20 protein-coding genes and 1 pseudogene are annotated in these 19,849 nt (G+C 46.6%); 14 read left to right on the plus strand and 7 right to left on the minus strand.

Features of this window, described 5'->3' with window-relative positions; translation table 11 throughout:
- Position 1: 1 nt before the first annotated feature.
- Both EKG39_RS15940 and EKG39_RS15945 read left to right on the plus strand, forming a co-directional pair.
- On the plus strand, positions 2-922 hold the full coding sequence (locus EKG39_RS15940) for an acyltransferase (RefSeq protein ID WP_126506922.1): 921 nt from the start codon (positions 2-4) through the stop codon (positions 920-922).
- Between the two features lie 514 nt (positions 923-1,436).
- Positions 1,437-1,823: a hypothetical protein gene (locus EKG39_RS15945; protein WP_126506924.1), complete on the plus strand. Its 387-nt coding sequence runs from the start codon at positions 1,437-1,439 to the stop codon at positions 1,821-1,823.
- Between the two features lie 82 nt (positions 1,824-1,905).
- Here EKG39_RS15945 and EKG39_RS15950 read toward each other — a convergent pair whose 3' ends face one another.
- The 3 genes and pseudogenes from EKG39_RS15950 to EKG39_RS23675 form a co-directional block, all read right to left on the minus strand.
- Entirely contained in the window at positions 1,906-2,997 is a 1,092-nt protein-coding gene (locus EKG39_RS15950; RefSeq protein WP_126506926.1) for a branched-chain amino acid aminotransferase, read from the minus strand.
- A 168-nt stretch (positions 2,998-3,165) separates the two neighbouring features.
- Positions 3,166-3,663, minus strand: a complete 498-nt coding sequence (locus tag EKG39_RS15955; protein ID WP_246028533.1) for a hypothetical protein — start codon at positions 3,661-3,663, stop codon at positions 3,166-3,168.
- Between the two features lie 102 nt (positions 3,664-3,765).
- Positions 3,766-3,930, minus strand: a pseudogene (locus tag EKG39_RS23675) (TetR/AcrR family transcriptional regulator); the annotation flags it as partial.
- A 188-nt stretch (positions 3,931-4,118) separates the two neighbouring features.
- Between EKG39_RS23675 and EKG39_RS15960 the strand changes: the two are divergent.
- The 5 genes from EKG39_RS15960 (at position 4,119) to EKG39_RS15980 (ending at position 8,545) form a co-directional block, all read left to right on the plus strand.
- Positions 4,119-5,621, plus strand: a complete 1,503-nt coding sequence (locus EKG39_RS15960) for a flavocytochrome c (RefSeq protein WP_185817628.1) — start codon at positions 4,119-4,121, stop codon at positions 5,619-5,621.
- 10 nt (positions 5,622-5,631) lie between these two features.
- Complete coding sequence (locus EKG39_RS15965) at positions 5,632-5,994, plus strand: cytochrome c3 family protein (protein ID WP_126506932.1); 363 nt, start codon at positions 5,632-5,634, stop codon at positions 5,992-5,994.
- 95 nt (positions 5,995-6,089) lie between these two features.
- On the plus strand, positions 6,090-6,827 hold the full coding sequence (locus EKG39_RS15970) for a cupin domain-containing protein (RefSeq protein ID WP_246028528.1): 738 nt from the start codon (positions 6,090-6,092) through the stop codon (positions 6,825-6,827).
- A 57-nt stretch (positions 6,828-6,884) separates the two neighbouring features.
- The gene (locus EKG39_RS15975) at positions 6,885-7,352 is read left to right on the plus strand and encodes a DUF3299 domain-containing protein (protein ID WP_126506935.1); all 468 of its coding nucleotides are present in this window, start codon (positions 6,885-6,887) and stop codon (positions 7,350-7,352) included.
- A 62-nt stretch (positions 7,353-7,414) separates the two neighbouring features.
- Entirely contained in the window at positions 7,415-8,545 is a 1,131-nt protein-coding gene (locus EKG39_RS15980; RefSeq protein WP_126506937.1) for a hypothetical protein, read from the plus strand.
- 172 nt (positions 8,546-8,717) lie between these two features.
- On the opposite strand, the gene EKG39_RS15985 is transcribed toward EKG39_RS15980, so the two are convergent.
- Positions 8,718-9,509: a TetR/AcrR family transcriptional regulator gene (locus EKG39_RS15985; RefSeq protein WP_126506939.1), complete on the minus strand. Its 792-nt coding sequence runs from the start codon at positions 9,507-9,509 to the stop codon at positions 8,718-8,720.
- A 341-nt stretch (positions 9,510-9,850) separates the two neighbouring features.
- Here EKG39_RS15985 and EKG39_RS15990 point away from each other — a divergent pair, with 341 nt between their 5' ends.
- The 6 genes from EKG39_RS15990 to EKG39_RS16015 all read left to right on the plus strand — a co-directional run bounded on the left by EKG39_RS15990 (position 9,851) and on the right by EKG39_RS16015 (position 16,166).
- Entirely contained in the window at positions 9,851-11,368 is a 1,518-nt protein-coding gene (locus EKG39_RS15990) for a flavocytochrome c (RefSeq protein ID WP_126506941.1), read from the plus strand.
- A gap of 5 nt (positions 11,369-11,373) precedes the next feature.
- Positions 11,374-11,742 carry a cytochrome c3 family protein gene (locus EKG39_RS15995; RefSeq protein WP_126506943.1) on the plus strand — a complete coding sequence of 123 codons (369 nt, stop codon included), beginning with the start codon at positions 11,374-11,376 and terminating at the stop codon, positions 11,740-11,742.
- A 49-nt stretch (positions 11,743-11,791) separates the two neighbouring features.
- Positions 11,792-12,925, plus strand: a complete 1,134-nt coding sequence (locus tag EKG39_RS16000) for a hypothetical protein (RefSeq protein ID WP_126506945.1) — start codon at positions 11,792-11,794, stop codon at positions 12,923-12,925.
- Between the two features lie 211 nt (positions 12,926-13,136).
- On the plus strand, positions 13,137-14,210 hold the full coding sequence (locus EKG39_RS16005; RefSeq protein ID WP_126506947.1) for a hypothetical protein: 1,074 nt from the start codon (positions 13,137-13,139) through the stop codon (positions 14,208-14,210).
- 197 nt (positions 14,211-14,407) lie between these two features.
- Positions 14,408-15,151 carry a cupin domain-containing protein gene (locus tag EKG39_RS16010; RefSeq protein WP_126506949.1) on the plus strand — a complete coding sequence of 248 codons (744 nt, stop codon included), beginning with the start codon at positions 14,408-14,410 and terminating at the stop codon, positions 15,149-15,151.
- Between the two features lie 388 nt (positions 15,152-15,539).
- Positions 15,540-16,166, plus strand: a complete 627-nt coding sequence (locus tag EKG39_RS16015; protein WP_126506951.1) for an outer membrane beta-barrel protein — start codon at positions 15,540-15,542, stop codon at positions 16,164-16,166.
- A gap of 80 nt (positions 16,167-16,246) precedes the next feature.
- On the opposite strand, the gene EKG39_RS16020 is transcribed toward EKG39_RS16015, so the two are convergent.
- Complete coding sequence (locus EKG39_RS16020; protein WP_126506953.1) at positions 16,247-17,740, minus strand: Na+/H+ antiporter NhaC family protein; 1,494 nt, start codon at positions 17,738-17,740, stop codon at positions 16,247-16,249.
- Positions 17,741-17,908: 168 nt separating this feature from the next.
- Here EKG39_RS16020 and EKG39_RS16025 point away from each other — a divergent pair, with 168 nt between their 5' ends.
- A complete protein-coding gene (locus tag EKG39_RS16025) occupies positions 17,909-18,112 on the plus strand; it encodes a cell division protein ZapB (protein WP_126506955.1) in 204 nt (67 codons plus the stop codon).
- A 26-nt stretch (positions 18,113-18,138) separates the two neighbouring features.
- On the opposite strand, the gene EKG39_RS16030 is transcribed toward EKG39_RS16025, so the two are convergent.
- Together EKG39_RS16030 and EKG39_RS16035 are read right to left on the minus strand one after the other, a co-directional pair.
- Entirely contained in the window at positions 18,139-18,351 is a 213-nt protein-coding gene (locus EKG39_RS16030; protein WP_012144525.1) for a DUF1107 domain-containing protein, read from the minus strand.
- Between the two features lie 854 nt (positions 18,352-19,205).
- Positions 19,206-19,817 (minus strand): thiol:disulfide interchange protein DsbA/DsbL, encoded by a 612-nt coding sequence (locus EKG39_RS16035; protein ID WP_126506957.1) that lies wholly within the window; start codon positions 19,815-19,817, stop codon positions 19,206-19,208.
- Between the last annotated feature and the right edge of the window lie 32 nt (positions 19,818-19,849).

The raw sequence follows: 19,849 nt of genomic DNA on the forward strand, positions 1-19,849 counted from the left end.
GATGTTGAATTTTTTACCTGGCCCAGTGCTATATATCATCAGCTCAATCCTGCTTGTCATCAACACGGCGATTTGGGCCGGCTTGATCAGCATAGGAGGGCTCATAAAACTTCTCCTTCCATTTACTGCCGGGCGGAACTTTCTCACCAAGATAATGAACAAATTCATGTGGGCCTGGGCCACCTGTAATGGCGGTATACTCTTCCTGCTTGCAGATATCGAATGGGACATCGAAGGTTTAGAAAAACTGGACAAACATGGCTGGTACCTGTTGATCAGTAACCATCTCAGTGGCTTCGATATTGCGGTTCAAACCTATATATTGCGCAACCATATTCCTATGCTGAAGTTCTTCCTAAAACGCGAACTCCTCTATGTCCCTCTTTTGGGTCTGGGTTGTTGGGCGCTGGACATGCCATTTATGAGCCGAACCAGTCCGGCTAAACTGAAGAAGAATCCGAAACTTAAGGGAAAAGATCTGGTATCGACACGGCGTGCCTGTGAAAAATTTAAAACAATGCCTACCTCCATCATCAATTACGTTGAGGGGAGTCGCTTCACAGAAGAGAAACGTATACGCCAGGACTCGCCTTACCGTTATCTGTTACGCCCTAAAGCGGGTGGCATCGCCTTCACGCTGTCGGCCATGGGTGAGCAATTTACTAACCTGCTCAATGTGACCTTAGTGTACCCGGATGCAGAGTCGGATCCCTTGTCTGAGGTGATGCACGGTAAAATTAAGAAGATCACGGTAAAAGTAGAGGTGCTGCCGGTACCCGAAGTCGATAATAAACGCTATTTTTCAGAAGCTCAGTATCGTGTCGAATTCCAGCGTTGGTTAAACCAGCTATGGGAAGAGAAAGATGAGCAGATCCACCAGGTGATGCTAAAAAATGGCGTAGCCAAAGAAGATAAGGCTTAAAACATATCGTGCCTGTTCTCCAAAGCTCAGGCACGATAAATTTAATCTAAGTATATGTTTAGCTCCTCAACCTAATCTTCGCTGAACATCTTAATCCCCAAACCTCTGATAATTTCAACCGCTTGCTCTGCCCCAGATATACATTCAGTGCTCTCACCGACTCCCGTGCGTGTCATGCTCCGCGATCTGACTCGTTAGTCGCGCGTCCGGAGCAGGCATTAACTAAGAGTTTATTAATCTTATTGATCATGACTGCTATGTCCTTTTCCCATATATATTCTTATCCATAATGATTACTTAACACTCATAGTGTTCACTTAACACTCATAGTGATCATTTAACATCCGAAGAACCGCTCACACAATGTTAAACAATTGCGACAAACCTTGAAAAATTTACACAATAAAGTGACAACTGTCACTTTATTGACTGGTCATGTCAGCAGTAAATCATTATGATGCTGCCCGAGACAGAATTAATATTTATTACAATATAAACCAAAAGCGACCCAACTATGAAGCCAGTATCACAAAGAGTATCGAGCATTATGCTCATCGCATTCATTGCATTAATATCAGGATGCTCCACTCTTTCTCAACCTTTAACAAGCTCATCCAAAGAGCTGAAAGTCAATGCTACTGAACTGGGAAAATATTGGTTAGTGGAAAATGGGGTATTAGACTGGTCAGCTTTACTTAACGGTAATAACAACGAGAGTAGTTTTTCAGCTACCTTTACCATTAATACGCAAGGCCAAATAGAGAATTTGAACTTGGAAAAGATTGCTGGCGACTTTAAGGCTGATCAACAGATGCATGCAGACTTTTCTAAGCAGACCTTTATCGCAACGAAAACTAATTATCTACGTCAAGCAGTAACCATCACAGCTCAAATAAACTAACAATCGTCTATTTAAAACGGCTTGTTATCTGGATAAAGCATAAAAAAAGGCGCCGATGGGCGCCTTTTATTAATGAGCCAACTTATGGAGTCACTCGCGCAACATGTTGTACCCATCCTTCGGGGCCTTCAATTTTCCCCTTCTGAATATCTGTGAGCACCTGATACAGGCGACGAGTATTGTCACCAACATGCCCATCTCCTACCGTAACAACTCGGTTATCTTCGAAGATGTATGAACCGACAGGTGACACGACGGCAGCGGTGCCAAATCCACCAGCCTCGATGATCTCGCCGGATTCGATATCGGCGATAAACTTATCTAACATCACCGTCTCCTGGCGCACTTCACAGCCGAGCAACTCACCCAGGTCCAAGATAGATTGCGAGGTGATTGATTTAAGTATGGTATCGGTAAAACTTGGAATGATCACAGTGCCATCTTTCAGGATATGAAAGTGATTCATGGCGCCGACCTCTTCGATCTGCTTGTTGCTGGCATCGAGGTAAAGCACCTGTGCGGCACCATATTCGGCGGCCGCTTTACCTGCCTTCAACGACGCAGCATAGTTACCTGCAGCCTTAGAGGCTCCGGTACCACCGGATACGGCGCGGTGGAAGCGCTCACTAATAAGCAGACGAATCGCCTTATCGAAGCCGTCAGAGTAATAGGGGCCACTTGGGCTCAGCATCACACAGAAGGTATATTGCTCACTCGGGCTGACAGACAACCTATCTTCGGTGGCAAAGATAAAGGGACGAATATAGAGACAAGCCCCCTCTTGCATCGGGAACCAGAGTCTGTCGACATCGATCAAGGCGTTAATGCCTTCCAGTTGCATAGCTTCAGACAGGCCTGGAATACATAGAATATCGGCAGAACGATTGAGTCGCTCCGCATTTTTGTCTAAACGGAAGGTGTAAATTTCGCCGTCTTCATGCATAAAGGCTTTCGCACCCTCAAACACAGACTGACCGTAATGCAGGGCAATTGCACCGGGTGCAACTTCAAATGGCCCATAGGGAACAACTCTGGGATCACACCACTGGCCGTCGCGATAATCCATTAAAAACATATGATCGGTTCTGAGGTTACCGAAGCCCACATCTGTTTCAGGCTCGAACTGCTCAGTACGGCGTTCTAACGCAGGTTTTAAATTATAATTTATTTGCATTGCTTACCACCTTGATTACTGAATAAGCAGCGTATGGATGCAAGGCAATAAAGTCAAGGGGAATGGGGCTTGTCACTAAGATAAGCCACCTATTGAAGTGTAAAGTTAACGCGTTTTTTCGCTTAGCTATCCGGGCGATTGCCGAACAAGCCGATCGGGTCATTCACTCTACTTATCGTCGCGGCAAGTCAGTTGCTTGCCTATGCCCAAACAGGTCTCACAGCTTCGGATCTTAGTCTTACCTTTATCGAGGAACTCACTGATCAGTAATCTCATACCCTGCATCATCTCCTGAGTAATAGGTCGCTTCCATTGATATCGATTCATCAAACGGCTGATGTGTCGCAGGCTGGTTTCATCATCGGCTGTGAAATACTTCTCGTCCATTAATCGGCTTTCATAGGTCGATGATGCACCACCGAGGAAAAAGTAAAGTGACTGGGTCAGATCGCGAATATCGAGTTCGGTGGCATCAAGCTCCCCCGAATTAACGGCATCTTCCAATGGCACACGAATACAACTCCAGAATAAATTGACCCGATTACGAAGCACCTCTATTTTTTCAGGGCTCGCCATCTGCCAGAACATACTATTTATTGATACAACTCTCAAAATATTAAATATTGGGCTACGCTTAACAACTTCAAAAGTAAATAAAATAGGCAAAACAGATCTTTGGTGAATATCTAAATCTGGATGTTCTTTTATAAAAACAGGTATTTGAGTCGATGTTGTGTTTCTTAAAAATAAACAAACCAACACATCTTCTTTAGACTCGAAATATTTATAAAGTGTATTAGTTGAGCACTCGGCACCCTTTGCTATCTGCGCGAACCTGAAAGACACAACGCCCTGTTTATCAATCAAATTCTCTGCAACGTCGAGTAATTGATTACATCTTATTGCATCACAATGGCTACTGGGACAATGCATAGTTAAAACCTATAAATATTATTTCAACATCAATATTATTCCGCTCTTACTAATTAGATACTTAAAAGAAACATTTTCTTGAACACCCCCACAAAAAACTTTATTCCCAAATCCAAAGTGTGATTTCGCGCATATTTGGATAAGCCATCCAAGCATATTGTAATCCCAAGTTAATCGGAGATAACAATATGCAAACAAGACGTTCATTTTTAAAATTTGGTGCGGGAGCTGCAGCCGTTGGCGCACTGGCTCCCCTCACCGTCAGCGCAAATTCATCTGACGTCAAATGGGATGAAGAACACGAAATCATCATCGTAGGTTCCGGTTTTGCCGGACTAGCAGCCGCCGTCGAAGCGGGTAAATTAGGCGCCAAAGATATCGCCGTATTCGAGAAGCTCGGCGTCTATGGCGGCAACAGCACACTCAACGCCGGACAGGCCTGCTTCGCTAATACCGATCTGCAGAAGCAACTTGGCATCGAAGACAGCGCCGAGCTTATGGTTCAGGACCAACTAAAATCCGGGCGTGGTTATGCCAGTGAAGAGCTGTTAAGACATAGTGCAGAGCTGGGTCCATATATCTATCAACTCACCAAAGACTGTGGCTGTATCTATCGCGACCATATCATCAACACAGGTGGTACCAGCGCGACACGTAGCCATCAGGTTGTCGAGCGCAGCGGCGCGGGCTTTATCCGCCCTATGCTTAAAACAGCAAGAAGCTACGGCGTGAAAACCAAAATCCGCCATAAATTTGAGCACCTTATCACCGCAAAAGATGGCACGGTACTGGGTATTCAGGTTCGTAAGGGATACCACTTCGGCCACGAAGATTCAGGCAAACTTATCAACGTTAAGGCTGAGAAAGGTGTCTTGATTGCAACTGGCGGCTTCGGTGCTAACGTCAGCTTCCGTCAGGCACTGGATCCAAACCTGGGTGCCGAGGTTGGCTGCACTAACGCTCGTGGCGCTACGGGTGATGGCCTGATTGCCATGCTGGCCGAAGGCGCTATGCCGGTTCACCTGAGCTTCATTCAATCGGGCCCATGGGCATCACCAGATGAAGGTGGATTCGGATACGGCGCAGGCTTCTCACTCTATAACTTCCCACACTCAGTCGCAATCGACCGCAGCACAGGTCAACGTTTCATGAATGAAACGGCAGACCGTAAAACCCGCGCCGATCTGGAAGTTCAGCGTCGTGATAAAGATGGCAAGCCAAATCCTGCACTGCTTATCGCTCCTAAACACGAAGCGAAGAAAGATCCATCGATGGCTAACGTGCTGAAATATAACGTTGCCTGGGAGTTCGATAGCGTCGAAGCGATTGCCAAGCATTTCGATGTGCCGCTAAAGCCATTGAAAAAGCAGATTGAAGACTGGAACTCCTACGTTAAGGCCGGTGAAGATCCACAGTTTGGTAAGCGCATGAACATGAGTACGGGTATCTATCTGACGGCACCTTTCATAGTTCAACGTCTGTGGCCAAAAGTGCACTACTGCCAGGGTGGTATTCAAATTAATGCCAAGGCAGAAGTTATTGCCGCAAAAACCGGTGAAAAAATTCCAGGACTATATGCCGCTGGCGAGGTCTCCGGTGGTGTTCATGGCGTCAGCCGTCTAGGTGGGTGCTCAACGCCAGAATGTATGGCATTTGGTGTCACCGCCGCTCGCTCAATAATGAAAGCATAAGGACTTTAAAATGAAAAAATTCAACACATTACTTGTGCTAACTCTCGGTGCTTGTCTGGCGATGTCGGTTCAAGCCAGGGAGAAAAGAGACTATCACGAGATGGTCTATGACTCAGGCTGTAAATCCTGTCATGACCAGGGGCTGAAAGCCTTCCCATCCGATAACTCATGCCTGCAATGTCATGACATGGCTGAGTTAGCAGAGCAAACAAAGCGTGAGGGGCACGATGCCAAACAAAACCCTCACGACAGTATGCATTACGGCCAGGAAGCCCCCTGTATGGAGTGCCATGGCGAACATACACCGAAGAAGGCTATCTGTATGGACTGCCATAACTTCGACTTCCCTAAATTTAAATATGAGCATAAATAAGCAAAGTTTATTTATTTCAATCTGAATATGGAGCTGCCTGCCAGCTCCAAAGTAAAAGCAACAACATAATATTAAAGTAATAAAAGGAAATGATGATGAAAAAACTACTAGTCGCTTCGGCAATCCTTGTGACAGGTTGCGCTACCGCAGCCGACAAGCCAGCGGATCAACCTTGGCACAATGCAAAGCCAACGCTTTCGACGATTAACGCACCAACCAAGGTTATGCCTATGGTGTGTAAGCAAGAGCAGGCGATGGCGTACCTGAAAGAGCTTCAGTCGGGTGAAAAAGATATTTACAACATCAAGTCAAACGATCACGGCGGTAAAGGCGCCAATGATTCAGGCTGGTTAACATGGCGCGTGGATGACCCAAGCAACCTTATCCCATGCCCTGCTGGTGGCGCATCTGCAACTGAAGTCGGCATGTGCTGGAAAGAGCTTAACGATGAACCAACGGTTATCGGTCTTGTCCGTGTTGCACCGGGTACAGCAGCGCCACACTACCACCGTGAAATGGAATGTTACTACGGCCTAAGTGGTCAAGGTCTGACTTGGGCACAGGAGCGCATGCAACCATTCGGTCCTGGCGACTACATCGAGATCCCAAGTAAGGCGATGCACTACACACCAAACACCTATGACGATCAAGACTTGATCTACATGTACTGGTTCCCACTCGATGGCAAGTTCTCTACCTTCAAGTACCAGTGGCCACAAGATGTGGGCCCAGGTGAGCAACTGATGTTTGATTTCATTCCATACACAAACTCTAAGCTCGTGCGTTCAGGTAATGGTGGTTACGGTTGGGACGTGGTCCAAAAATCTAAGTAATCAACCTTAACCCTTAAGCGGAGAATGAGGCCAGCTGAGCTGGCCTCATTAAATAATATGAAAAAACTAATTCTGGCACTAACCATACTCTTTAGCCCAGCCCTTTTAGCCGAAGAGGCGATATCAATCCTTTGGCATAACTTAGCTCCGGGAGCAGCCGACTTACCTGTAGAAACCAACGTCAACCTTGCTCTGGATGGAAAAAAGGTGATTATTCCCGGGTTTGTGGTCCCGTTAGATGGCAAGAATAGTGGCTATGTGAAGAATTTTCTATTAACACCGCAACAAGGCGCCTGCTTTCACAAACCGCCTTCACCAGCCAACCAGTTGATCCATGTCTCTTTCGATGTACCTATCGCTATTCCCGATCTACAGCAACCTATGTATATCGCCGGAACTCTGAGCGTAAAGAGTGCCCAAGCAGGATTTGCCAAAACCGGATATCACCTGAAAGGCATTGAGGCTATTGCATATCCAGCACACATCAGCACACCAGATACAGAGCAAGCTCACCAACACGAATAAGCTAAATAGCAAATATAAACAATCAATAAAAAATATAAGTAACCGATAAAATAATAAAGGTAATGATGATGAAAACGACACACTTTGCGCTTTCCGCGCTTGTGGCTGCGATGACCATAGTGGGGTTATCGATTCCTGTAGCGGCAGAGGATGGTATCGATGTTGGTGGCGCTGTACGCGTTAACTACGCCTACAAAGATTACAGCGAAGCCTCCAAGGACAAGGGCGGCGACCTGACATTCGATATGGCGGCCATCAAGTTCAACGGTAAGAAAGGCGACTGGGGCTTATCTGCCGAGTACCGCTTCACCTCGAGTACCGACTATATCAAGTATGGCTATGGCTACTACGACATAGATACCGACTGGCAGCTGCAGTTTGGTATCAACAAGGTGCCTTTCGGTAACCCTGGCTTCATCTCTAACAGCTTCTGGTTTGGCATCCCCTACTATTTAGGCTTCGAGGATGACCATGATATCGGTATCAAGGCTGTCTATGAGAGCAATAGCTGGCACACTGACTTAGCCTTCTACAAAAGCCCTGAATATGGCCCAGGCGAAAACAAACGCTATGCCACCGATCTCTATACCGGCACCATCAATGGCACCGAATATCACAACGAAGAGACTAATCAGTTAAACCTTCGTCAGACATACAAGTTTGAACATGCAGGCGGCTCAACTACAGTCGGTGGGTCTGTTCAAGTCGGCCAGATATACAACAGTAAGACAGGCAACACGGGTGACCGTTATGCCGCAGCGCTTCACCTGGACAGCAGCTACAACGGCTGGAATCTGCAACTGCAGGCGATGCAGTATGAGTATGATGCCGCCGACGCCGCCGACCCTAATAAGATCGGTGTTTCAGTCGTGAGCTGGCAATATGAAATCGCTTCTAAGGGGCAATCCTACAGTGCCAACATAGCTAAGATTGTCAGCACGGATTGGGGTAGCCTTAAGTTCTACAATGACTTCGGTTTGATGACCCCGGATGTAGAAGACCAGAGCTATGATGACAGCCTGCAGAATGTCACCGGCGTCGCGATTGCGGCGGGAGCAACTTACACTATGATCGATTTCATCATGGGTAAGAACATGACCTTCTCGACCGCCAATAACGACCACGTTGGCCTACCCGAGATGGGCGATGACTGGGACAAACGCGTCAACATCAACTTCGGCTATTACTTCTAAGAGAGATAGAAGATACCGATTGGTAAATAGAGTGAGTCCCGGCATCGTTCCCTGCCGGGTGCTCCTCAAATTGATTTTAGGACCTCAGAGCATCTGCTCCATCACATCACGCCATATCGACAACTTGGGTCCGGCCTTCGACTTCAATCGAAGGCTTTTTTCTTGAGATGATTTAACCCGCTAACCGCTGTAATGAGTTGCTGTAGCTCTCGTCTTTTTTTTGAGAACAGGCAAGTGCACTACATGCCGCACATGTCATATGTTCTCGGTAGTATTTATCGAAAAACTGCGTCGTTTGCGCCTCGAGTGAATCGAACAACGCCTGATTGAGCGGCTTCTCCCATCGGTATTGCCCCATCAGCTTAGACAGATGACGGTAGCAGGTATCACGACGATTCGACAGGTATTCAGGTGCAATGAGCTCGCTCTCAAATTGGGTCAGTGACCCCGTCAGGTAAAAGGCGATCCCCTGTACCAGCTCTTTAATCTGTAGTGGCGTCGCATCTAACTCTCCGTTATCCACTGCTTCATGAAGAGAGGCGGTAAACCATTCCCAGAATGCATTGATACGCTTCTTAAAACGTTCGACCTTCTCATCGCTGGCCAGCTGCCAGACCATGGTATTGACCGACACAGAGCGAAGGGTAAAGAAACTCTTGCTGCGCTTGATGGTTTCGAATGTAAACAGGATTGGCAGCAGTACTTTCTCCTGAGCGGTCAGCTCAGGGTGTTTATCAATAAAGATAGGTAAATGATTAGAAGTCGCACTCCTGAGAAACAGGCAGACTAAGACATCCTCTTTGCGTTCGAAAAACTTATATAGGGTTCCCGTAGAGCAGCCCACCTCTTTAGCCAACTGTGAAAACTTAAATGACACTATACCTTGTGACTCGATCAGCTGCTCTGCGGCATCGAGTATTTGGTTGCAGCGTATCATGGGCAATGCTTCAGTAGGACATTTCATCAGTAAGACCTTATTTACCTAATTGAGCCGATTATGCGCCGTTAACAAATATGGATTACAGGTGTCCCTTCACTAATCGGGATTAACTTCACGCAAAAATGACATTATTAGCAGGCTTTGTGAGTTACCTCATATAAACATTCCGGCAAAGTTTAATAACACTCTATAGAATTCCTCCAACATTTTTACAGGTCGTCAAATATGGATTTAATCGCGAGTAAATTTATTCGGGACATGACTCACGAATAAGTTTGTCACTGAAAAAATCCCGTGATTTAGTTCACCTTTACTGCCCCGAGTTCCCTTTATCTTGGTGTCATTCCGAAGTTGAGGGTACACAAATGCAAGATAGAAGAAGTTTTTTAAAACTGGGTGCTGGTGCGGCACTGGGCGGACTGGCATCGACTATGCCAGGTACTGTCATGGCCAGTGAGTGCGGCGAGATAAAATGGAACGAATCGGCCGATGTAATTGTCGTCGGCTCTGGTTTTGCGGGTCTTTCTGCTGCGCTGAATGCAAAACGCAGTGGTGTCGGCTCTGTGCTGGTGCTTGAAAAGATGCAGGTCTTCGGCGGTAACTCCGCCATCAATGGCGGCTGGCTGGCTATCCCTAAGAACCCAACCCAGTTAGCCCAAGGCGTGAATGACGACTCACCGGAAGAGCTGGTTAAAGATCAGATCATCTCCGGACGCGGAATGCAGAACGAAGCCATGCTACGTCAGATCGCAAACCGTGCACTTGATGCCTATGACCTGTGTATCGAAACAGGCGTTAAATTCCGTAAGGACTTTAATATTCAGGTCGGCGGCCACAACAAGGCGCGCGCTATCCGTACCCAGCACGGTACTGGTGGTGACATCACCACTAAGCTCTATGAAGCCGGTGTAAAAGAGGGGATCGATTATCGCCTGCAGCATTACATCGAAGACTTCATCATGGATGGACAGGAGATCATCGGTCTTAAGGTACGTCAAAACTACCGCTTCCCGGATCTAAAAACCGGTAAGAGCATCTATATCAAGGCTAACAAGGCGGTTGTCCTCGCCAATGGCGGCTTTGCCCGCAACATGGAACTGCGCGCCGCAGTCGACCCATCTTTGGATCCGACACTCGATGGTACCAATGCCTTAGGCGCTACGGGCGAAGTAACCCTGACGGCCATGGCACATGGCGCATTGCCGGTACATATGAACCTTATTCAAACCGGTCACTGGGGCTCACCCGATGAGGGCGGCTTCGGTTGGTCAAATGCCCTGCTCTCTATCGGCTGGCATGAAGGGATCTCAGTCAGCGTACTGAATGGTAAGCGCTACATGAATGAGAGAGCCGATCGTAAGACCTGCTCGGAAGCCATCATGAAGAACCGCTACCAAGATGGTTCACCTGCTTATCCGGTTGTCTTCTTTAACCACAAAGATCATCCCGATGACGACCGTGTCGTTCGTGCACTTCGCGATGATATGGCTTGGAAGGTGGACAGTTTCGAGCAGCTGGCTGAAAAATTCAATATTCCTCTGGCCCAGTTAAAACAGACGGTGAAAGAGTTTAATGCACAAGTCAGCACACGTCAGGACCCTCTCTTCGGTAGAAAGATGGATACCGCAGTCGAGCTAAAACCGCCTTTCGTCGTATCACGTATCTGGCCTAAGGTTCATTACTGCATGGGTGGCTTAAAGACAGATATTGGTGCCCGGGTTATCGATGGCCGCTCAATGAAGCCAATCAAGAAACTCTATGCCATAGGTGAAGCTACCGGTGGCGTCCATGGCGAGGCGCGATTGAGCTCTACCTCCTGCCTGGAATGTTTGACGATGGGTATCGTCGTATCTGAAACCATCAAATCTGACGTGCAGGCTTAATCACTATGAACAAATTAATGTTAACGCTTCTTATCGGCCTATCCCTCTCTGGCAGTGCGTTTGCCGGCGATCTGGTAAAAATGAAGGGCAAGACTGAAGGCCGGACCAATCATGAATTTATCTATGAAGATGGCTGTCAGAGCTGCCACCAGGGTTCAGGAAAAAAGAATGCGACAGATAGCGCCTGCGTCGAGTGTCATGGCGATATCAACAGCATAGAGATTGATGAGAGCAAGCTGGCTATCGAAGAAGCTAATCCTCATAAATCATTCCACTACAACCAGGGCGCCAGTTGCTTAGCTTGTCACGGCGAACACGAGAAAAAGGCACCGGTATGCGCCGAGTGTCACCGTACCTGGTTCGATGTGATGTAATGAGTTCGAAAACTTAAACATAAAACACAAAAATACTAAATGGGTAATGATGATGAAAAAATCCACCAAGTTCATGTTGTCGATGGTGGCAACAGCGATAGCACTAACCGGCTTTAGCGCCAGTGCAGAAGAGCAGGAAGATGGGATCAACATAGGCGGCGCGGTTCGCGTTAACTATGGCTACAAAGATTACAGTGAAGCTTCAAAAGACAAGGGTGGCGATCTGACATTTGATATGGCCGCCATCAAGTTTGACGGTAAGAAAGGCGACTGGGGGCTAGCAGCAGAATATCGCTTCACCTCAAGCACCGACTACATCAAATACGGCTACGGTATCTACAATATCGATCCTGAGTGGCAGCTACAGTTTGGTATCAACAAGGTGCCATTCGGTAACCGTGACTTTATCTCTAACAGCTGGTGGTTTGGTATTCCTTACTACTTAGGTTTCGAAGATGATCATGATGTCGGGGTTAAAGCCGTTTACAACAGCGGCGGCTGGCACACTGATTTAGCTTTCTACAAGAATGCTGAATATGGTCCAACAGAGAATAAACGTTACGCGACCGACCTATACACAGGTACCATCAATGGTACCGAGTATAACAACGAAGAGACCAACCAGGTTAACGTGCGTCAGACCTACACAGCTGAACATGAAGGTGGCTCAACGACCTTCGGCGGCTCAGTTCAATATGGTCAGATCTACAATAACAAAACCGGTAATACCGGTGATCGCTACGCCGCTGCGCTTCATTTAGACAGCAGCTACAATGGCTGGAACCTACAGCTACAAGCGATGCAGTATGAATACGATGCTGCGGATGCGGTCGATTCAAACAAGATTGGTGTATCGGTAGTAAGTTGGCAATATGAGATCGCCTCTAAGGGTCAAGCTTATAGCGCTAACATAGCTAAGACCTTCAATACTGACTGGGGTAGCGTGAAGTGTTATAACGATTTCGGCCTTATGACACCTGACGTCGATGACAGCAGCTACGACAACAGCATGCAGAACGTCACTGGTTGCGCCGTATCAGCAGGCCCAACTTATACCATGATCGACTTCGTCATGGGCAAAAACATGACCTTCTCAACCGCGAACAATGATCATGTCGGTCTGCCTGAAATGGGCGATGACTGGGATAAGCGCGTCAACATCAACTTTGGTTACTACTTCTAGTAACCAAAGCCTAAGTAATCGCTGGTTCAGGCTCGCTCCCGCATCTGAACCAGCTCTTAGTGCAAACATAGTAGCTCAAACTTCTGATTTTAATACGGATCATGTTTCATATTAGTCCATGACTTTTACTTACTGATTTCCCCGTAGATTATTGAATCAAGCCCTATTTTATAGGGCTTTTTTTTAGACCAATCCCTTCATGTAGTAGATTATGAACATAAAAATAAGCCTAACCCTTACCCTGTTACTGACTCACCTTCCAGCCCTTGCTGCCACAGAAACCGAATATGAGCTGGGTGGTTTTCTCAAAGCCAATGCCCGCTATGTCGACGGCAGCATTGCTTTCCAACCCAGCTGGAACGGGGATGGAACGATTCAAGAGGAGGCCAAACGCACCCAGTTTGGCGCTCAGGAAAGTCGATTTAATCTCAAGCTAACCCGCGGAGAGGTTACCGGATTTGCCGAAATTGATTTTGTCGGTTCCACTCAGGGCAACCCGGTCATCTCTAACTCATACAGCCCGAGACTCAGACATGCGATGATCCAATACCAGGAGTTCACCGCCGGTCAAACCTGGTCAACATTAGTCAACACCAGCACCTTCGCCGAAACGGCAGATCTTGGTGGTCCCTTAGTGGGGCAAGCTATGGTCAGGCAGGCACTGCTGAGGTACCAAACGGCTCATTGGCAAATTGCTCTGGAAAATCCATACACCTACGGCACTCAAGCTGGTGATAGCCCGGAACAAAGAAACTGGATAGAGACAGATAATGACTATATTCCCGACGCCATCGTCCGTTATGACCAACAGGGCAGCTGGGGGAACATCTCACTGTCAGGCCTCATCAGATATCTGGATCCCAGCGATACGGCGCAGCTGGGTCTGGGCGGTTCACTCGCGGCTAAAATAAATACCTTTGGTAAAGACGACCTTAGATTTCAACTGCACTATGGCAATCTGGGGCGTTATGTCGGAACCGATGCGGCTAAAGATATCATCCGCGGGGAGATAGAGACCACCAGCTCGGCGATGGTCGCCTATCGGCACTTCTGGAGTGAGACAACCCGTTCGACTGTGTTCTATGGTCACACCCGTACAGAGGTGGAACAGACGGATCGCGCTCACTTCGGCGTGAACCTGTTCACCAGCTTGACCCCGGGGCTGAAAGTCGGGGTTGAGCTTGGTCGCTATCAGATTGATGACAGTCAAGACTCATTGCCTAACAAGCAAGTAAAGACCGGGCAATCTAACTATGCTCAGTTCACCCTGCAATTCCATATTTAATTAGACGCCAAAAACGTCATAAACGGAGCCGATAGGTAAGATTATTCGCGAGCTCTGTCACGAATAAGTTTGCTGCTAAAAAGAGTGCGTGATCCAATTCACCTTTACAGCATCATTATCACTTTATTGTTAGTTCAAGCCCAAAAGAACAAGCACAATATCGCAGCTTTCGGGCATCAAGCCATAACAGGATATGAATGATGAAACTTAAAATGATGTTCGGCCTTGCCGCGCTAGCTTCAACCACAGCATTAGCTGCGGGTCCACAGTGTAACCATGCACAGCTGCCATTCCAGCAGATGACACCGGTTCCTTATGACAGCACTCCATACTCGCCACAAGATACTATGCCGGCCCAGTGTAGCGACCCTATGGTCGAAGCCTATATTGCCGACTGGGAAGCGGGTAAAATCGACTTTAACAGCATCAAGTCAAATGACAGCATTGCCGTAGATCAGCGCTTCTGTAAGACCATGGACGATGACGGCAACATCATGGAAGCCAAGAATTGTGACCTGAAAAATGCACCGGTTGGATACCTGTGGAAAGAGCTTTCAGACAGCCCAATGGTAATGGGTATCACAAACGGCGGTAAGTCAGATCACGCACCACACTTCCATGGCCAACCTGAGTGTTACTATGTAGTTACCGGTGGCAGCAAGACTCTGGCCGACAACAAGTTTCAATCTCTGAGTTTGGGTCAGTACTTCTACATTCCTGGTGCCACCATTCACAACACACCAATCATGAGCGATAAAGGTTTAGGTGTGATGTACTGGTATCCAAAGAATGCCCATTTTGATGGTTTCAAGTACTACTGGCGTAAAGACGTGAAAAACCTTCGCGTTGCAGAAGAAGCGTTCGATCGCGTGGATGAGATCCGTAAGCGCGATCTTAACTTAGGTCCATATGGTACTAACGAAGCTTTCTTCAAGAAGTAAATCGTTTATGAGCTGCGGCCGAGAACCATCGGCCGCGACACCTTCATTTTACCCGCTAGCAATCAGCCACTATCACCGTTCCGCCCCCCATATTGAGTCAGTTTAAAGGCATTATATCTTAGCTGGAGTTTCTGAATTCAGTAGCTGAATGATTCCGGTTAAGCCAATTCACAGGCATAGAGTAAATACTCTTTCAAAATAAGACAAACCAGAATCAAATTGGTAACACTTTAAAAACAAAGAGGTATTTTTCATAGTATCGATTGTAAAAATCAAAAGTTAGCTGTATTTCATACGGTAATACCATTCAGTCAGCGTTCAGCTAATGTCACTTAATATGCCCCCAACGAAACAAAACAACGATTAATTCTGAGAGTGAGAGCATATTATGAAAAACAAATCTTTAGTTCTGGCAGCAGTAGCAGCAACAGCAATTTCAGCCCCTACCTTCGCAGCAGATTGGTTCGTCGGTGGTACCGTCGGTGCGCAGCAAAACAAGTATGAAGGTTCAGTCAATGTAATCGAGCCAATCGACCCTGGCTTCTCAGTTCCAATGACTGGCTCAGAAAAAGAAAACAATGCCGTATACGAACTACGTACCGGTGTTTACCTGAATGATAACAACAGAGTATATGGTACTTACTCTTACAACTCTGATGACTTCGCAAAACAGCAGAGCTTATTGATGTCATATGACTACCTGGTAAGCTTAGATGCCAGCAATAAGCTAAACTGGTTTATCGGTGCCACAGCCGGTGTTAACCACGTCAGCCCTGATACAAACGAAGTAGGCTCAAGCAACAATTTCGTTTGGGGTGGTCAAACTGGTTTGATGTATAAAATCAATGACAAACTAAGCACAGAAATTGGTTATCGCTACCTGAAGCAAGATTACGATGTATCACACTTCGAGAGTGCAATCTCACCAGCTGCAGCAACGGGTCCGGGCATTCAGTCTAACCTGTCACTCAATGACAGCCAGCAACTGTACTTGGGTGTTGACTACCGTTTCTAAGCTAATCAGCTAATAAAAGAGCCCCGCAAGGGGCTTTTTGTTATGAGTAACAGACTCGATCAAATCGCACTAACTTCTGCTCAGCCCTCTTCCTGTAACGTACCTCTTCGGGAAAATTTCCCATTGAATCTAGTCACTAACAAGAATAGTCCCGTTGCGGTCATCATAACGGTGAGCCAAACGACATAGCCAGGTAGAGCCAGGTTAGTCAATTGATAACCCATGAGGGAGGTGACAGCCGCGATCATTGCAAAAGGAAGCTGAGTGATAACATGAGCGTGAGGCTCACAACCGCTGCTGGTTGCGCTCAACACGCTGGTATCTGAGATGGGAGAGCAGTGATCGCCAAAAACCGCCCCCGCCATTACGGCACTGAGCGTAGGGATCAGCATAGAAACATCGACTGCCACTGCTATCTCAGCGCCTATGGGGATCATTATCGCAAACGTTCCCCAGCTGGAGCCAGTCGTAAATGCCATCACGGCACACAATAAAAAAGTACCCGCCAGAAGAAAGTGTACAGACAGAAACTGCTCGGCCCAGCCAGCCAATAATTTAGCAACACCTAAATCTTTAATAACACCACCTATCATCCAGGTAAATATCAAAATTCCGATGGCAAAACTAATGGCCTGAATACCCGCCAATATATCTTTCATCAATTGGCCTAAGCTTCGCCCGGAGTATTTAAGCAATACGATACTGGTTAGGGTTGCCAATATGCAGGCATTTCGCATCGAACTGCCTATATCGGCATTTGTTAGCCAATCGGTAAGGTTCCAATTAGTGGACGATACTGCGCCGGACCACAGTGTGAACCCAATCGAAGCAACAAGTAATGTCGCCATAGGGACACCTAATAACCAGGGACTGCCTACCTCCATAGATTCCGGAACCGAATCGTTATTCTTAAGAGACTTAAAGCCACTACCAAACCAGGCGACCAGTAAGGACAGACCGATAACAGTAATCGCATAAAAGTTAATTTGAGCCATCTCAATAAATGCCTGTAATGGGGAGACAGGCAACAAGGTGATCCCAGCCAGTATCGCCATAACGTAAGGCCCCCAACTCGAGAAAGGCAGCAATGAACATAAAGGGGAGGCATTCGAGTCAACTAAATATGCGATCTGCTCTTTGGGCATAGCATAACGTTGACTCAGGGGCTGACAAACATGACCCACGGCGATACAGCTAAAGATCCCGTCGATAAAGACAACCCAGCCTAAGAAGACCACACCCAGCCTCGCTTGCCTACCATTTCGAATACGGTGATATAGCCAATCGGCAAAGGCGTTGACGGCGCCGCCTCGCGCCAGCAGTTGGGTCATAGCACCAAGCAATACCATCGCGATTAATACATTCAAGTGCCAGGATTGCCAACTGCCATCGGCATAGACTTGCTTACCTGCCGTTACCGCTAAATACTCCAGCGTCACAATGGGGTTAAACGAGGTAATCATAAGAGCGCCGGAGACAATTCCAACGCCTAAAGCCAGGAGTGTTCGCCTGAGGGTCAGGGCTAGAATGAGGGTCAGGGCCAAGGGCAAGAGCACGGCAACATTCGCTGTCATTGAAATGATCCACAAGGAAATAAGCAAGAGAATAAGAACGACATCATAACACGTACAAAAAAACCACGATTCACACTAATTTATTGGACATTCAGCATAATTAACTATTCACTACTGTATCTGCACTGATAGAATCATACTACCATCCAGAAACTATTAGGACTCCCCATGAGCCTTGAACTACTGTCCAAACTGGAGACAAAAATCCAGGCAGCACTCGAAACTATTGAGCTACTAAAAATGGAGCTTGAAGAAGAGAAGCAGAAAAGTATTAGCCTGACAGAGCAAAACCAACAGTTGAGCCAAGATCTGAATTCTTGGAATGAAAAAGTCACCGGACTTGTTGGCTTGCTCAATGAAGAAGTGAACTAAAAAACAGCTATAGCTTTGGCGAAGATCTAAGCAATCTTCGCTTCGCTACTTTGAGCTTCGATAAGCTCATTCAGCTCCAGAATTGCCAGCTTCACATTTGGTTGGGTTCGTCTCGGTAATAAAAACCTCCCTTTCTCAAACTCTAATCGACCTAAGTCTTTAACCCAGATCACCCCAGATAAAAAAATACGCGCGTGCTTAACGATAAGCTTTGGTGCATAGACAGGGAAAACTCTCACATAGCCTCCGACCGCTTTATTATTTATATTTGGATAATACTCTGTCTTTGACAGGTGTTTTACCCTTGGAGTTTCATTAAAAAAAATTTTTTTTTGGAAAGCTGTAAACCAAGCCTTACTACAAAAAAAATCTCATTGTCTATCAGACCAATAGCCACCGAAGAACACTAAATTGACGCTTGCCAACAAATTGGCACCCTGTTAAATTAGAATAGTTACTCAGGGTAAAACTGAGCCTGATGGCTCGATGACCGTATTTCTTGCGACCAGGAAATACGGTTTTTTTTATGGTCTTTCAAAGACAGCATAATCAACGCCACGAAAAAGCGTTAAGGCATGGATTACCTGAAACATTCAAACCTTACAGCCCTTAAACATTCGCGGCTAAAGCCGCTCCTACATGTCAAAGACATGTCCCATCCCATATGGGATAGAAGGCGGAATGTCTTAATGCCGTAATAATGTCGGTAACATCACAAATCCATGAGCTTTGGCATAACTCTCAGCTACAACTCTTTGTGACAACTCTTTGTTACAAGAAGTCCAGACACAAAGCAGATTTACAGCCTTGACCCACACGGACGTGGGGAATGCCAAGATGATGTCAGGAACATCATCGGCCCAAGGCCTCTCCTTGAAAAAGACAGGCATAACTCTCAACTACAACTCTTTGTGACAAGAAGCCAGACATAAAGCAGATTATGAACCATCCCTGGTTAATCTACATAAATGTTCCAGACATAAATATCAAAGCTTTCCGTCCATGGGCTTTGGCATAAGTGTTCCCGACACAAAAAAGGAGCCATCAGGCTCCTTTAATCGATATAGCAATATTAAGCTATTTCATCAATAGCTTACTTCATAGAAGTCAGGTAGTAAGCGATATCGAGAAGCTCATCATATGACTTGATAGCGCCGGTCTCTACACGGTATTTACCATTAACCACTAAGGCCGGTACGCCAGAAATTTGAGCATTTGATGTTGCGCGCTTCATCTGTGACATTTGAGCGCTGACCATAAATGAGTTTGCCGCAGCATCGAAATCTTTACCATCTATGCCATTGGCGATAAACAACTTACGAATGTCGTCACGATTGGTGAAATGCTGCTTCTTGTCATGTATTGCTGTGAACAGTGCATGCTCGATTTTTTCGTCGACTTTTAGCTGATGAGCAACGGCGAAGGCGCGTGACATCTCGATACCCATCTCTTTACCGATAAACTCGACATGGTTCTGCTTAAACGTAACACCTTCAGGCTTATTCGCTTTGATCTTTGGCACTTCTGTCTTAGAAAAGTTGTAACAGTGGCCACAATAGAATGAGAAAAACTCTGCAATTTCAGGCTTAGCCGTCGCAGGGCCCTGGTTGATTACGGTGTAGTGAACACCCTCTTTATAATCGGCTGCAATGGCAGCAATAGGTGCTATCAACATAGCTACGGCAATAAGTAATGCTTTTTTCATGCTTTTATCCTTTTAACTCTAAAGCGGATTCT

It is taken from the genome of Shewanella atlantica (assembly GCF_003966265.1).
Taxonomy (GTDB): Bacteria; Pseudomonadota; Gammaproteobacteria; order Enterobacterales; family Shewanellaceae; genus Shewanella; species Shewanella atlantica.